General features: G+C 63.1%; 14 protein-coding genes. 10 read left to right on the top strand and 4 right to left on the bottom strand.

The features are described 5' to 3' along the window. The 3 genes from V4R08_RS05605 to V4R08_RS05595 all read left to right on the top strand — a co-directional run bounded on the left by V4R08_RS05605 (nt 1) and on the right by V4R08_RS05595 (nt 2,791). Entirely contained in the window at nt 1-972 is a 972-nt protein-coding gene (locus V4R08_RS05605; protein ID WP_335578442.1) for a branched-chain amino acid ABC transporter permease, read from the top strand. A 155-nt stretch (nt 973-1,127) separates the two neighbouring features. After that, on the top strand, nt 1,128-1,772 hold the full coding sequence (locus V4R08_RS05600; RefSeq protein WP_335580188.1) for a DUF47 domain-containing protein: 645 nt from the start codon (nt 1,128-1,130) through the stop codon (nt 1,770-1,772). A gap of 14 nt (nt 1,773-1,786) precedes the next feature. Beyond that, nucleotides 1,787-2,791: an inorganic phosphate transporter gene (locus tag V4R08_RS05595; protein ID WP_335578441.1), complete on the top strand. Its 1,005-nt coding sequence runs from the start codon at nt 1,787-1,789 to the stop codon at nt 2,789-2,791. Here the strand turns inward: V4R08_RS05595 and sugE are convergent. Next, nucleotides 2,784-3,098: a quaternary ammonium compound efflux SMR transporter SugE gene (sugE, locus tag V4R08_RS05590; protein ID WP_335578440.1), complete on the bottom strand. Its 315-nt coding sequence runs from the start codon at nt 3,096-3,098 to the stop codon at nt 2,784-2,786. The two genes, V4R08_RS05595 and sugE, sit on opposite strands and share 8 nt — an antisense overlap. Nucleotides 3,099-3,343: 245 nt before the next feature. On the opposite strand from sugE, the gene V4R08_RS05585 reads away from it, so the two are divergent. Next, a complete protein-coding gene (locus tag V4R08_RS05585; protein ID WP_335578439.1) occupies nt 3,344-4,963 on the top strand; it encodes a peptide chain release factor 3 in 1,620 nt (539 codons plus the stop codon). Nucleotides 4,964-5,022: 59 nt separating this feature from the next. Here V4R08_RS05585 and V4R08_RS05580 read toward each other — a convergent pair whose 3' ends face one another. Continuing rightward, on the bottom strand, nt 5,023-5,313 hold the full coding sequence (locus V4R08_RS05580; protein ID WP_335578438.1) for a hypothetical protein: 291 nt from the start codon (nt 5,311-5,313) through the stop codon (nt 5,023-5,025). 178 nt (nt 5,314-5,491) lie between these two features. Between V4R08_RS05580 and V4R08_RS05575 the strand changes: the two genes are divergently transcribed. The 5 genes from V4R08_RS05575 to der all read left to right on the top strand — a co-directional run bounded on the left by V4R08_RS05575 (nt 5,492) and on the right by der (nt 9,743). Continuing rightward, nucleotides 5,492-6,076, top strand: a complete 585-nt coding sequence (locus tag V4R08_RS05575; RefSeq protein WP_335578437.1) for an NnrU family protein — start codon at nt 5,492-5,494, stop codon at nt 6,074-6,076. Between the two features lies 1 nt (nt 6,077). Then, on the top strand, nt 6,078-6,902 hold the full coding sequence (gene panB, locus V4R08_RS05570) for a 3-methyl-2-oxobutanoate hydroxymethyltransferase (RefSeq protein WP_335578436.1): 825 nt from the start codon (nt 6,078-6,080) through the stop codon (nt 6,900-6,902). 154 nt (nt 6,903-7,056) lie between these two features. After that, complete coding sequence (locus V4R08_RS05565) at nt 7,057-7,710, top strand: tetratricopeptide repeat protein (RefSeq protein WP_335578435.1); 654 nt, start codon at nt 7,057-7,059, stop codon at nt 7,708-7,710. 39 nt (nt 7,711-7,749) lie between these two features. Then, nucleotides 7,750-8,295, top strand: coding sequence for a hypothetical protein (locus V4R08_RS05560; RefSeq protein ID WP_335578434.1), 546 nt, complete (start codon nt 7,750-7,752; stop codon nt 8,293-8,295). A 65-nt stretch (nt 8,296-8,360) separates the two neighbouring features. Then, complete coding sequence (gene der / locus V4R08_RS05555; RefSeq protein WP_335578433.1) at nt 8,361-9,743, top strand: ribosome biogenesis GTPase Der; 1,383 nt, start codon at nt 8,361-8,363, stop codon at nt 9,741-9,743. 43 nt (nt 9,744-9,786) lie between these two features. On the opposite strand, the gene V4R08_RS05550 is transcribed toward der, so the two are convergent. Both V4R08_RS05550 and V4R08_RS05545 read right to left on the bottom strand, forming a co-directional pair. Continuing rightward, the gene (locus V4R08_RS05550) at nt 9,787-9,972 is read right to left on the bottom strand and encodes a hypothetical protein (RefSeq protein ID WP_335578432.1); all 186 of its coding nucleotides are present in this window, start codon (nt 9,970-9,972) and stop codon (nt 9,787-9,789) included. Nucleotides 9,973-10,080: 108 nt separating this feature from the next. Further along, a complete protein-coding gene (locus V4R08_RS05545; RefSeq protein WP_335578431.1) occupies nt 10,081-10,824 on the bottom strand; it encodes an SDR family NAD(P)-dependent oxidoreductase in 744 nt (247 codons plus the stop codon). 470 nt (nt 10,825-11,294) lie between these two features. Between V4R08_RS05545 and pyrF the strand changes: the two genes are divergently transcribed. Further along, complete coding sequence (gene pyrF, locus V4R08_RS05540; RefSeq protein ID WP_335578430.1) at nt 11,295-12,017, top strand: orotidine-5'-phosphate decarboxylase; 723 nt, start codon at nt 11,295-11,297, stop codon at nt 12,015-12,017. Nucleotides 12,018-12,207: the final 190 nt, after the last annotated feature.

Raw genomic sequence — 12,207 nt, 5'->3', positions numbered from 1 at the left:
ATGCCAGCATTGACCGACGATACCGCCCGGACCGCAAATGGCCGCGCCATCGGCGACGAGATGATCGTCTTCATCCTCATGACGGCCTTGCTGGCCATCGTTCCGATGACCGGGATCTACCCGTATTTCGTGATGCAGGGGCTTTGCTTCGCGCTGCTCGCCTGCGCGTTCAATCTGCTGCTCGGCTACGGTGGCCTGTTGTCGTTCGGCCATGCGATGTTTCTCGGGACGTCCGGTTACGTCAGCGCGCACGCCCTGAAGGTGTGGGGTTTGCCGCCCGAACTCGGGATCGTCGCAGGCGTCGCCGCCGCGGCTGTGCTGAGTGTCGTCACCGGCGTTGTCGCCATTCGCCGGCAAGGCATCTATTTCGCGATGATTACGCTGGCGTTGGCGCAGCTTCTTTATTTCATCTATCTGCAAACGCCGTTCACCCATGGCGAAGACGGCATCCAGGGCGTTCCTCAGGGCAAGCTGTTCGGGGTCATCGACCTGTCGCATCCGGACACGCTCTATTACGTCATTCTGGGCGGCTTCCTGTTCGGATTCCTGGTGATCTACCGCGCGATCAACTCGCCGTTCGGCGAGGTGCTGAAATCGATCCGCGAAAACGAGCAGCGCGCGATTTCGCTGGGCTACAAGACCGACCAGTACAAGCTTCTGGCCTACGTCCTGTCGGGCACGCTCGCCGGGCTCGCCGGATCGCTCAAGGTGCTGGTGGCGCAGAACGCCTCGCTGACCGACGTGCACTGGACCATGTCGGGTGAAATCGTGCTGATGACGCTGGTGGGCGGCCTCGGCACGGTATTCGGGCCTGTCGTCGGCGCCTTCGCGATCGTTGCCATGCAGCAGTACCTGGCCGGTTTCGGACAATGGGTCACGGTGATCCAGGGTGCGATCTTCGTCGTCTGCGTGCTGACCTTCCGCCGCGGCGTGGTCGGCGAAATTGCTCATTATTTCAAGCGGTCGCTGTAAATCGATCGCCCGGACGGAGCCGTTTGGGCCGCACAAACCGGTGGATGATCCCGCCGGCTGCGATGCCGATAGCCCATCTCTCCCGGAAATGGTTTATGACACCTGTGCGATCCGGACTGGCGGCCCGGTTCATTTTCTGCAATGTGGATGCTGCGATGCTGCGTTGGTTCCGGTCCTTTCTACCGAAAGAGGAGCGTTTTTTCGACCTGTTCGCCCGCCATTCGCAGACGATCGTGCAGGGGTCGCAGGCGCTTCAGGAGATGCTGAAAGGCGGTGAACAAACACCGGTGTTCTGCCAGCGGGTCAGCCAGCTCGAAAACGATGCGGACGGCATCACGCGCGAGGTGCTGACCGCGGTCCGCCGTACCTTCATCACTCCGTTCGACCGCGTCGACATCAAGAACCTCATCACCGCGATGGACGACGCCATCGACCAGATGCAGCAGACCGCGAAGGCCGTGGTGCTGTTCGAGGTGCGCACCTTCGAGCCGCCGATGCGCGAGATGGGCACGCTGATCGTGGAATGCGCCAATCTGGTCGGCCGCGCGCTGCCGCTGCTTCAGTCGATCAGCAACAACGTCGCGATGCTGACGGCGATCACCGAGGAACTAGGCAGGCTGGAAGGCCGTGTCGACGATCTGCACGATATCGGCCTGAAGGAGCTTTTCCTGAAACACCGTAACGCCAACGCGATGGACTTCATTGTCGGCGTCGAGATCTACGATCACCTGGAGAAGGTCGCCGACCGCTTCGACGACGTTGCCAACGAGATCAGCAGCATCGTCATCGAGCAGGTATAGGGCAGGGCCGCGCTGTGGACGCCACGCTTGGTCTTCCTGTTCTGGTCGGCCTGATCGCCGTCGCCCTGCTGTTCGATTTCCTGAACGGGCTGCACGACGCGGCGAATTCGATCGCGACCATCGTCTCGACCCGGGTGCTGCGGCCGCAATACGCGGTGCTATGGGCGGCGTTCTTCAACTTCATCGCGTTCCTGGTGTTCGGCCTGCACGTCGCCAACACCATCGGCACCGGAATCATTGACCCCAATGTGATCGACCCGCAGGTGGTCTTCGCGGCGCTGGTCGGCGCCATGGTCTGGAATCTGGTCACCTGGACGCTCGGGATTCCGTCGAGCAGCTCGCACGCGTTGATCGGCGGGCTGGTCGGTGGCGGCATTGCCAAGGCCGGCTTTTCGGCGGCGGTCTGGAGCGGTCTGTCGAAGACGTTGCTTGCGATCGTATTGTCGCCGCTGGTCGGGTTCCTGCTTGCTCTGGTGCTGGTCGCCATCGTCTCGTGGCTATCGGTGCGCTCGACGCCGTTCGCGGTCGATCGTGCATTCCGCATTCTGCAGTTCTTTTCCGCGTCGCTTTATTCGCTGGGTCACGGCGGCAACGACGCGCAGAAGACCATGGGCCTCATCGCGGTGCTGTTGTTTTCGCAAGGTTATCTCGGCGATCAATTCGAGGTTCCGTTCTGGGTGGTGCTGGCGTGTCAGGCCGCGATGGCGTTGGGGACGCTGATGGGCGGCTGGCGGATCGTGCGGACGATGGGCCTTCGCATCACCAAGCTGACGCCGATGCAGGGCTTTTGCGCGGAGACCGGCGGCGCGGCGACACTGTTCACGGCGACGTTTCTCGGCGTCCCGGTATCGACCACCCACACCATCACCGGCGCCATCGTCGGCGTCGGCGCGGCGCGGCGGCTGTCGGCGGTGCGCTGGAACGTTGCGAGTTCGATCGTCTATGCGTGGGTCATCACCATCCCCGCATCGGCGACTGTCGCCGCGCTGGCTTATTGGGCGGTGTCGTTCATCAAGTAACGAGCTTCAGCCCGACGATGCCGGCGACGATGAGGCCGATGCTGCCGAGCCGCGCCATTGTCGCCGGATCGCCGAACAGCACGATGCCGAGGATCGCGGTTCCCACCGCGCCGATGCCGGTCCAGACCGCATAGGCGGTGCCCATCGGCAGCGTCTTGAGCGCCAGTCCGAGCATCCCCAGGCTGACCGCCATGGCCGCCAGCGTCAGCACCGACGGCACCAGTCGCGTAAATCCTTCTGTGTATTTGAGGCCGATCGCCCAGCCGACTTCCATCAATCCGGCGACGAACAGCATGAGCCAGGCCATGACGAACCTTCCTTGAAAGACGGGCAGGGCCGTCCCCGCGAATGTTAGAGCATGATCCCGACCCGAAGGGCCGCGCCAGCGCAAAGTAGAACCCGGTTTTCGGTTACGATCATGCTCAATCGAAATAGCCTGATGGAAGGTCGTCCTTCCGCTTGCTATATGAGGCCGCGAACGCTGGTTCGCAACCGCGCTTTACCCTGCAAATCCCCTTGATCCGGCCGGTTTTCCCTGCCACACGCTCGTTGATGCCCGACCTCGCATTGCAGACTGAATCGCCCTCGCGCTCGCCATTGGCGGCGGAAGTCGCGCGCCGGCGCACATTCGCGATCATCTCGCATCCCGACGCCGGCAAGACCACGCTGACGGAAAAGCTGCTGCTGTTCGGCGGCGCCATCAATCTTGCCGGACAGGTCAAGGCCAAGGGCGAGCGGCGCAACACCCGGTCCGACTGGATGAAGATCGAGCGCGAGCGCGGCATCTCGGTGGTCACCTCGGTGATGACCTTCGAGTTCGAGAACCGGGTCTTCAATCTGCTGGACACGCCGGGCCACGAGGACTTTTCCGAGGACACCTACCGCACGCTGACCGCCGTGGATTCCGCGGTCATGGTGATCGACGCGGCGAAGGGGATCGAGGCGCGCACCAGAAAGCTGTTCGAGGTCTGCCGTCTCCGCGACATTCCCATCATCACCTTCATCAACAAGATGGACCGGGAGAGCCGCGATACCTTTGATCTGCTCGATGAGATCGAGAAGACGCTGGCGCTCGACACCACGCCGATGACCTGGCCGGTCGGGCGCGGCCGCGATTTTCTCGGTACCTATGACGTTGCGACCGGCGGCATCCGCCTGCTCGACGGCGGCGGCGCCAAGACCGGCGCGGCCGAACAGATCGACATCGCCGATCTCGCCGCGCGCAACCCCAATCTGAATGTCGACGAGATCAGGGAGGAACTGGCGCTGGCGACCGAGGCCTGCAAGCCGTTCGATCTTGACGCCTTTCGCGAGGGACACCTGACGCCGGTGTATTTCGGCTCGGCGCTGCGCAATTTCGGCGTCGGCGATCTGCTGGAGGGGCTCGGCAAATTCGCGCCGCCGCCGCGCGCGCAGGAGTCCAATCTGCGCAGGGTCGAGGCCGACGAACCGCGCATGACCGCCTTCGTGTTCAAGATCCAGGCCAACATGGATCCCAATCACCGCGACCGCATCGCTTTCGCTCGCCTTTGTTCCGGCAAGCTGACGCGCGGCATGAAAGCGAAGCTGGTGCGCACCGGCAAGCCGATGCCGCTGTCGTCGCCGCAATTCTTCTTTGCTCAGGATCGCGCGATTGCGGACGAGGCGTTTGCCGGCGACGTGGTCGGTATTCCCAATCATGGCACGTTGCGGATCGGCGATACCCTGACCGAAGGCGAGGATGTCACCTTCGTCGGCGTGCCGTCGTTCGCGCCGGAAATCGTGCGCCGCGTGCGGCTTACGGATGCGATGAAAGCGAAGAAGCTGAAGGAGGCCCTGCAGCAGATGTCGGAGGAGGGCGTCGTGCAGGTTTTCCGTCCGCGCGACGGCGCGCCCGCGCTGGTCGGCGTCGTCGGTATGCTGCAACTCGATGTGCTGAAAGCACGTCTCGCCGCCGAATATTCGCTGCCGGTGGATTTCGAGACCAGCGAATTCCAGCTCGCGCGCTGGATTTCATCCGACGACCGCAAGAAGCTCGACGCCTTCATCGCCGCCAACGGCTCCGGTGTCGCCGACGATGTCGACGGCGATCCGGTGTTCCTGGCCAAGAACGAATTCTATCTCGGCTACACAAAGGAACGCGCCGAAGGCATCACGTTTTCCAGCATCAAGGACGTGAAGAAGACGTCATAAGCCCGCAACGAAAAACGGCCGGTGCGCGACCGGCCGTTTCCCGGGAGGTGCGGGCTAGTCTAGCGCATCGAGCCGCCCGTGCGGGCGTTGCCGTTGATGTCCGCCGGCGGCGTTTTCGCGGACCCGGAGGGTTCGGTATTGACGCCGCGGCGCCCGGTTGCGGCGCCGACCGTGCCGTTCGTCGATCCCTTCGGATGAACCTTTTTGGTGTGCGCGGATCCGGACGCTCCGGCGCTGCCACGGACGCTGTCGTTCTGCTGCGCCTGACCGTGGTAGGCGGGCTGAGCCTGGGCACCGGCAATTCCGAAGGCGGCGATAGCGGCGGCGGCGACGAGAAGTCTGACGTTCATATTTATAAGCTCCATCTGGTTTGGTGGAGCGGCGATCGTGTGCTGGCGTTCTTCGTTTTTTCAAGGTGATGGCTGGGTGTTGTTGCGACGAAAGCGTGTTTGCCTCTGTTCTTGCGCCGTGTTGCCTGAAACTCCTCAAAAATGTTAATCGGAAATCAGTGCTCATAAGGAGGATACGATGGGACTAACGGTGATGATTGCTGGCCTTGTTCTGTTCCTCGGTGTGCACCTCGCCACAACACGGCGTGATTTTCGCAGGCGGTTGATCTCGTCCTATGGCGAAGGACCATACAAGATCGGGTTTTCGCTGATTTCCGCGGCTGGTGTCGCGCTGATCGTCTGGGGGTTCCTGCACTACCGCGCCACCGGGTTGATCGACGTCTGGCATCCGCCGCATGTGATGAAGCACATCGCTGAAGCGCTGATCCTGCCCGCCATCATTCTCGTGGTTGCGTCCTATATCCGCGGCCGCATCTATGCGAAGCTGAAGCATCCGATGCTGGCAGGCATCAAGCTATGGGCGGCGGCGCATCTGCTCGCCAACGGGGACCTCGGCTCGATCATCCTGTTCGGCTCGATCCTGGCGTGGGCGGTGATCGATCGCATCTCGCTCAAACATCGCACTGACCCGAGCGGCCTGCCAATCCCGGTCGGCGGGGTTCGCAACGACGTAATCGCGGTTATCGTCGGCATCGTCGTTTATCTTGCGCTCGGCGCTCTCTTTCATCCTTACGTCGTCGGCGTTCCAGTTTTTGGAGCATAGCATGTCAGTCCAGTCGGCCATCAGACGCAGGACAGCACCCGACATTCGCGCTCGCAAGAACGGCGATCCGATCGTGATGCTGACCTCGTATCATGCCCACACCGCGGCGCTGGTCGACCGCCATTGCGACGTCATCCTGGTCGGCGACAGCCTCGGCAACGTGATGCACGGTTTCGAGACCACGGTGCCGGTCACGCTGGACATGATGATCCTGCAGGGTCGCGCGGTAATGCGCGGGTCGCAACAGGCGCTGGTCGTGGTGGACATGCCGTTCGGCTCCTACGAGGCTTCGAAGGAGCAGGCGTTTCATTCCGCCGCGCGCATTCTCAAGGAGACGCTCTGTGGCGCGGTGAAACTCGAAGGCGGCGTGAAGATGGCGGAAACCATCGCGTTTCTCACCGCGCGCGGCATTCCCGTGATGGGGCATGTCGGCCTGACGCCGCAATCGATCAACACGCTGGGCTCGTTTCGCGCGCAGGGACGCGAGGAGGGAACGTGGCGGCCGATCGAGGACGATGCGCGTGCCGTGGCGGAGGCCGGCGCGTTCTCGATGGTGATCGAGGCGGTCGCAGAGCCCTTGGCGCGCAAGATCACGGAAAGCGTGGCGATCCCCACGATTGGCATCGGCGCCAGCGCCGCCTGTGACGGCCAGGTGCTGGTGCTGGAGGACATGCTCGGGTTGTCGCCGCGCGCGCCGAAATTCGTCCGGCGCTATGGCGAACTCGGTCCCATGATCGAGACTGCAATCGAAGGCTATGCGCGTGATGTGCGCAGCCGGGCTTTTCCCGGCCCGGAACATGTTTATGCGATGAAGCCGAAGGGCTAGCTGAGTCGAACGCGTGCGTGCCGCCGTGCGGTTAGTCGGGCTCGCTTTGCCTTGTCGGCGCCATATCGCTAGGGTATCGCCGCCGCCATCGACGGAGACGCGCGCTGGCTGCGCTGCGGGGCTTGCGGAAAATCGGGGACGGGGAAATCATTAAGTGACTGAGCTGTTTAGCGAAATTGACGATGAACTGCGCCGCGAGAAGGTCCAGAAGGTTTGGAGCCGCTATTCGGGGCTGATCATCGCCGCCGCCGTCCTGATCATTGTCGCTGTCGGCGGCTGGCGTGGGTACCAGTATCTCCAGGCCCAGAAGGCCGCCAAGGCCGGTTCGGCCTTCGAGGCTGCGGCGACGCTGGCCGATCAAAACAAGTATGCCGAAGCTGAAGCGGCCTTCACGAAACTGGCGGCGACCGCGCCGCCCGGATATCGCAACCTGTCGCGCCTTCGCGCTGCCGCCGAAGCCGTCAAGCGTGACCCCAAGGAGGCGGTCAAGCTCTATGACGCGATCGCCGCCGACAGCGGGTTCGGCAGCGCGGAGCGCGATCTCGCGCGGGTGCGTGCCGCCGGATTGCTGCTGGACACCGAGACCTACAACAACATGCTGCAGCGGCTGGAGCCGGCGACCGCACCCCAGGCGACCTTCCGCCACACCGCGCGCGAACTGCTGGCGTTGTCAGCCTGGCGCGCCAACGATACGACGGCCGCGCGGAAATGGCTCGATATGATCAGCGAGGACGGCCAGACCCCGTCCAGCCTGCGCAGCCGCGCCGAAGCCTTGCAGGCCTTGCTGCCGCCGGTTGCGAAGAGCTGAGCAGGATGTGCTGAACTCAAGTTTGAACGAGAACCGTTTATGCGCCGCTCGCAACGCCTGATTGCCACCGCTGTTCTGATCTCGCTCTGCGGCGTGCTGGCCGGTTGCGGCGGCGGCGGCCTGAGCAATTGGGATCCATCCGATATGCTCGACTTCCTCGATACCAAGAAGAAGCTGCCGGGCAAGCGCGAGCCGGTTTTCCCCGAGGGCGTTCCGGGCATCGAGCAGGGCGTGCCGAAGGATCTCTACAAGAGCAACGTCGAGCAGCAGCAGCAGGAGCAAGCCGCCGCGGCCGCTGCGGCTTTGCCATCGGGTGAATCCGGGCAAGCGCGGCGGTCACCGGACGGGACGGCTCGCAGCGTGCCTGCCGGCGCCGCGGCCGGTGCTGCCGCGGATGGCGCCACCGCCGCCGCGCCGCCCCGCAAGCCGAAGCGGCTGGTCCATCGCCGAGCCACCTCGTTGCCCAAGGAAGAACCCGCGCCGCCGCAGCAGGCCGCGCCGCAGCAGCCACAGCCGGTGCAACAGTCTCAGCCCGCTGCCTCGCCATTTCCGGCGCCTCTGCCCAGCGGCAGCTTCTCGCACTGATAGCGGTTTCGGCGCCGCCGAAACGCTGGTATTGAGACGCCGCCCCTGCCGGGCAGGGAACACCGATGTCCTTTATCATTGCCATCATAGGCCGACCCAATGTCGGCAAGTCGACCCTGTTCAACCGTCTGGTCGGGCAGAAACTGGCGCTGGTCGATGACAAGCCCGGCGTGACCCGTGATCGTCGCGAAGGACAGGCGCGGCTCGGCGATCTCGATTTCACGGTGATCGACACCGCCGGCCTCGACGAGGGACCGCGCGGTTCGCTGACGGCGCGTATGCAGGAGCAGACCGAGGCTGCGATTGCGGCCGCCGATGCCCTGATGTTCGTATTCGATGCGCGCGCGGGCCTGACGCCGACCGATCGCTCGTTTGCCGATTTCGCGCGGCGTGCCAACAAGCCGGTTGTTCTTGTCGCCAACAAGAGCGAGGGCAGGCACGGAGACGCCGGGGCGCTGGAGTCCTATGCGCTGGGGCTTGGCGATCCCGTCGGTGTGTCCGCCGAGCACGGCGAGGGCATGAGCGATCTCTACGACGCCTTGCGCGGTGTGATGCCGGAGCCAGCCGAAGAAGCCGAGGAATTCGACGACGACGATATCATCGAGTCCGAGGATATCTCACAGCGGCCGATCCGCGTTGCGATCGTCGGGCGCCCCAACGCCGGCAAATCGACGCTGATCAATTACCTGCTCGGGGAAGAGCGACTGCTGACCAGCCCCGAAGCCGGGACCACGCGGGATTCCATTTCGGTCGAACTCAACTGGCAGGGCCGCGATTTTCGTATCTTCGACACCGCCGGATTGCGGCGCAGGTCGCGGATCGAGGAGAAGCTCGAGAAGCTGTCGGTGGCGGATACGTTGCGTGCCGCCAGGTTCGCCGAAGTCGTCGTGCTGATGATGGATGTGCAGAACAAATTCGAGGAGCAGGATCTCCGCATCGCCGACCTGATCGAACGCGAGGGCCGCGCTCTGGTGATCGCGGTCAACAAATGGGATCTGACGGACCGGGGATCCGGCCGGATCGCATCGCTGCGCACCGATGCCGATCACCTGCTGCCGCAAGTCAAGGGTGCGCCGATTGTCGCGGTCTCCGGCCTGACGGGCGAGGGGATCGATCGCCTGATGACGGCGATCCAGGATGCCTACGCGATCTGGAACCGCCGGGTGCCGACCGCGGCGCTCAATCGCTGGTTCGAGCAGGCGGTCGATGCCAACCCGCCGCCGGCCGTGTCAGGGCGGCGGCTGAAACTGAACTACGCAACCCAGGCCAAGGCGCGGCCTCCGAGTTTCATTGTGTTCTGTTCGCGCGCGGATGCGGTTCCGGAGTCCTATCTGCGCTATCTCGTCAACAGCCTGCGCGGCTTTTTCGATCTGCCGGGGACGCCGATCCGCATCATGCTTCGCGAAAAGGCCAATCCGTTCGCCCATAAGCGCAAGCGCAAGTCATGAGCGCGGCGGGCGTTTGCCGATCGCTCTGGAAGTGGAATGCCGGTCAGCGGTTGCGAGGAGACTGCGCACGCTGCAGAAGCTGCGCCCTGTAATTCTCCAACAAGTCGGCAGCCAACTCAGCCGGAGTCCGGCGAGCGCCGCCGGCCTTTTCGTCGGGCGGCCGGTCCTTGAAGATAAAGGCGTGTATCACGCGCTCGACAATTGCTTGCATCGACAGCTCCTGACCCAACCGAACCCATCCATCGCGCACGACGTTCCAGTCATTTGTGAGGCGGCCGCCCCAGACGGTTCAATGTAGGGTGTGGCGGAAAGGTACCAATCGCCACCCAAGTAAAGATCAGGCCGACGGTGGATGGAAGCCCATCACCTTGCCGCTCTTGTAGTCGTAAAGCTTGCCGGTCTCGCTCCAGGACGGCAGGCACATCGGCACGATGAATTCCGCAACCTGTTCCGGCGTGTCCAGCGTCTTGGGATCCTCGCCGGGAAACACGGCGGCGCGCATCCGGGTCCGGATCGGCCCCGGATCGAACAGGTTGACGCGGATCGGGGTCGAGGCGGTCTCGTTCGCCCAGCACCGCACCAGCGTATCCAGCGCGGCCTTCGAGGCCGCATAGGGGCCGCGATAGGCGTTGGCTCTGCTGGCGACGCCAGACGTGACGAACACCGCGCGTCCGGCGTCGGATTGCCGCAGCAGCGGCTCCATGCAGCGGATCAGTTGAAAATTCGCGGTGACGTTGATCGCCATCACGTCCTGCCATGGCTTTATCTCGATGTGGCCGAGCGGCGAGGAGGGACCGGCGATGCCGGCGTTGCCGACGAGAATATCGAGCTTGCCGTGGCGCTCGTTCAGGGCAGCGCCGAGCCGGGCGATGCCGTCGAAGTCCGTGAGATTGAGCGGCACCAGCGTCGCGCTGCCGCCGTCCTTGCGGATGTCGTCGTCGAGCTCTTCGAGCCCTCCTTGCGTGCGCGCCACGGCGATCACATGCGCGCCGGCCTTGGCGAGCGCTCGCGCGGTGGCATAGCCGATGCCGCGTGAGGCGCCGCTGACGAGCGCGATGCGGGAGATGAGCGGTTGTGTCATGAGACGGGTACTTTTGTGCTAGAGCATTTCCCGGTGAAGTGGAAACCGGTTCACCGTAAGGAAATGCGACCATTCAATAGTTTAGAGCGCTTATCGTTCTGATTCCATCAGAACGATAAGCGCTCTAGTGGGGTGGATTTGACATTCGCTACCGCACCTGCTGCGGGCTCGCGATGCGAATGTCAAATCCACCCGCCAGGCCGGTCACGACGCCGCGTTTGCCGCCATATATCCTTGCCTGAAGCAGCCTCATGTAGCAAAACACGGCCCTAAAGCCTTTTCGCTTCTGATGGAATCGGAAGCGAGGCTCTATGATTTTGATTTGACGCGTTTTCTTCACGCGAACCGGTATCCACTTCGCTCGAAAACGCTCTAAATTCCGATATTTCAAGGATCCGGTGCCGACTGTTGCGTCAACCCTCCATAGCGTCCCGGAAATCCCTATGGCAAGCACTGAGGCAGTTCGAGGCATGACCGATTCGCACTATCTCGACCGCGCTCGTGAAAAGCTGATTGTGGCTCTCGATTTTTGGGAGGTTGAGGACGCCAGGAAGCTTGTTCGGAAGCTGGGCGACGAGGTCTCCTTTTACAAAGTCGGTCTGGGTCTCCAGCTCGTCGGTGGAAACGAGTTTGCCAGGGAGCTTATCGCCGAGGGCAAGCGGGTCTTCCTGGATTACAAGTATTACGACATCGAAGAAACCGTTCAACGCGCGGTCGCACAGGCAGCCGAGTTAAAAATCACGTTCCTGACCGTGCACGGCGTTGCGAGCATCATGAAAGCCGCCGTCGCCGGCCGCGGCAGTTCCGACATGAAGATTCTCGGCGTCACCGTGCTGACGAGCATGGATGCTGGGGACATCAAGGAGATGGGCTTCGAATGCAACGTCGAAGACCTCGTTATTGCCCGTGCAAAGAAAGCGCTTGAGGTTGGGGTCGACGGCGTCGTCGCCTCCGCGCTGGAAGCCGCCGAGCTTCGCAAACAGACGAGCAACAAGCTGATGATCGTGTCGCCGGGTATCCGCCCGAGCGGTGGCGCCAGGCACGATCAGAAGCGGGTGGCCACACCGTTTGAAGCCATACGGGCGGGAGCCGATTATCTGGTGTTGGGCAGACCCATCTACGCGGCGGACGATCCGAAAGCCGCCGCGCAAGCGATCATCCAGGAGATGGCGGACGCGCTGCGCCCAGATTGAGGCAGGAGGTTCATTTCACCAAAGGTCCGGCCGAGCTTCGCCGAGCCTTTTCCCCGTTTCTCGTTCGGCATTAACCACGCAAAATATTCCAGGGGTCATGTTTTAAACTGACCCACTACCGACCCTTGGGTAGTGGGTCAGTTTGATTGTGGCAGGGTTCCGGGCTGGAAAACGACCGACTCCAGGCGCA

The organism is Nitrobacter sp. NHB1, assembly GCF_036964665.1.
Lineage (GTDB): Bacteria > Pseudomonadota > Alphaproteobacteria > Rhizobiales > Xanthobacteraceae > Nitrobacter.
This window is presented reverse-complemented; position numbering and strand designations above follow the sequence as displayed.

Coding starts and splice junctions, on each gene's coding strand:
- V4R08_RS05605 (WP_335578442.1), top strand. CDS start 1: ATGCCAGCATTGACCGACGATACCGCCCGGACCGCAAATGGCCGCGCC.
- V4R08_RS05600 (WP_335580188.1), top strand. CDS start 1,128: ATGCTGCGTTGGTTCCGGTCCTTTCTACCGAAAGAGGAGCGTTTTTTC.
- sugE (WP_335578440.1), bottom strand. CDS start 3,098: ATGGCCTGGCTCATGCTGTTCGTCGCCGGATTGATGGAAGTCGGCTGG.
- V4R08_RS05585 (WP_335578439.1), top strand. CDS start 3,344: ATGCCCGACCTCGCATTGCAGACTGAATCGCCCTCGCGCTCGCCATTG.
- V4R08_RS05580 (WP_335578438.1), bottom strand. CDS start 5,313: ATGAACGTCAGACTTCTCGTCGCCGCCGCCGCTATCGCCGCCTTCGGA.
- V4R08_RS05575 (WP_335578437.1), top strand. CDS start 5,492: ATGGGACTAACGGTGATGATTGCTGGCCTTGTTCTGTTCCTCGGTGTG.
- panB (WP_335578436.1), top strand. CDS start 6,078: ATGTCAGTCCAGTCGGCCATCAGACGCAGGACAGCACCCGACATTCGC.
- V4R08_RS05560 (WP_335578434.1), top strand. CDS start 7,750: ATGCGCCGCTCGCAACGCCTGATTGCCACCGCTGTTCTGATCTCGCTC.
- der (WP_335578433.1), top strand. CDS start 8,361: ATGTCCTTTATCATTGCCATCATAGGCCGACCCAATGTCGGCAAGTCG.
- V4R08_RS05545 (WP_335578431.1), bottom strand. CDS start 10,824: ATGACACAACCGCTCATCTCCCGCATCGCGCTCGTCAGCGGCGCCTCA.
- pyrF (WP_335578430.1), top strand. CDS start 11,295: ATGACCGATTCGCACTATCTCGACCGCGCTCGTGAAAAGCTGATTGTG.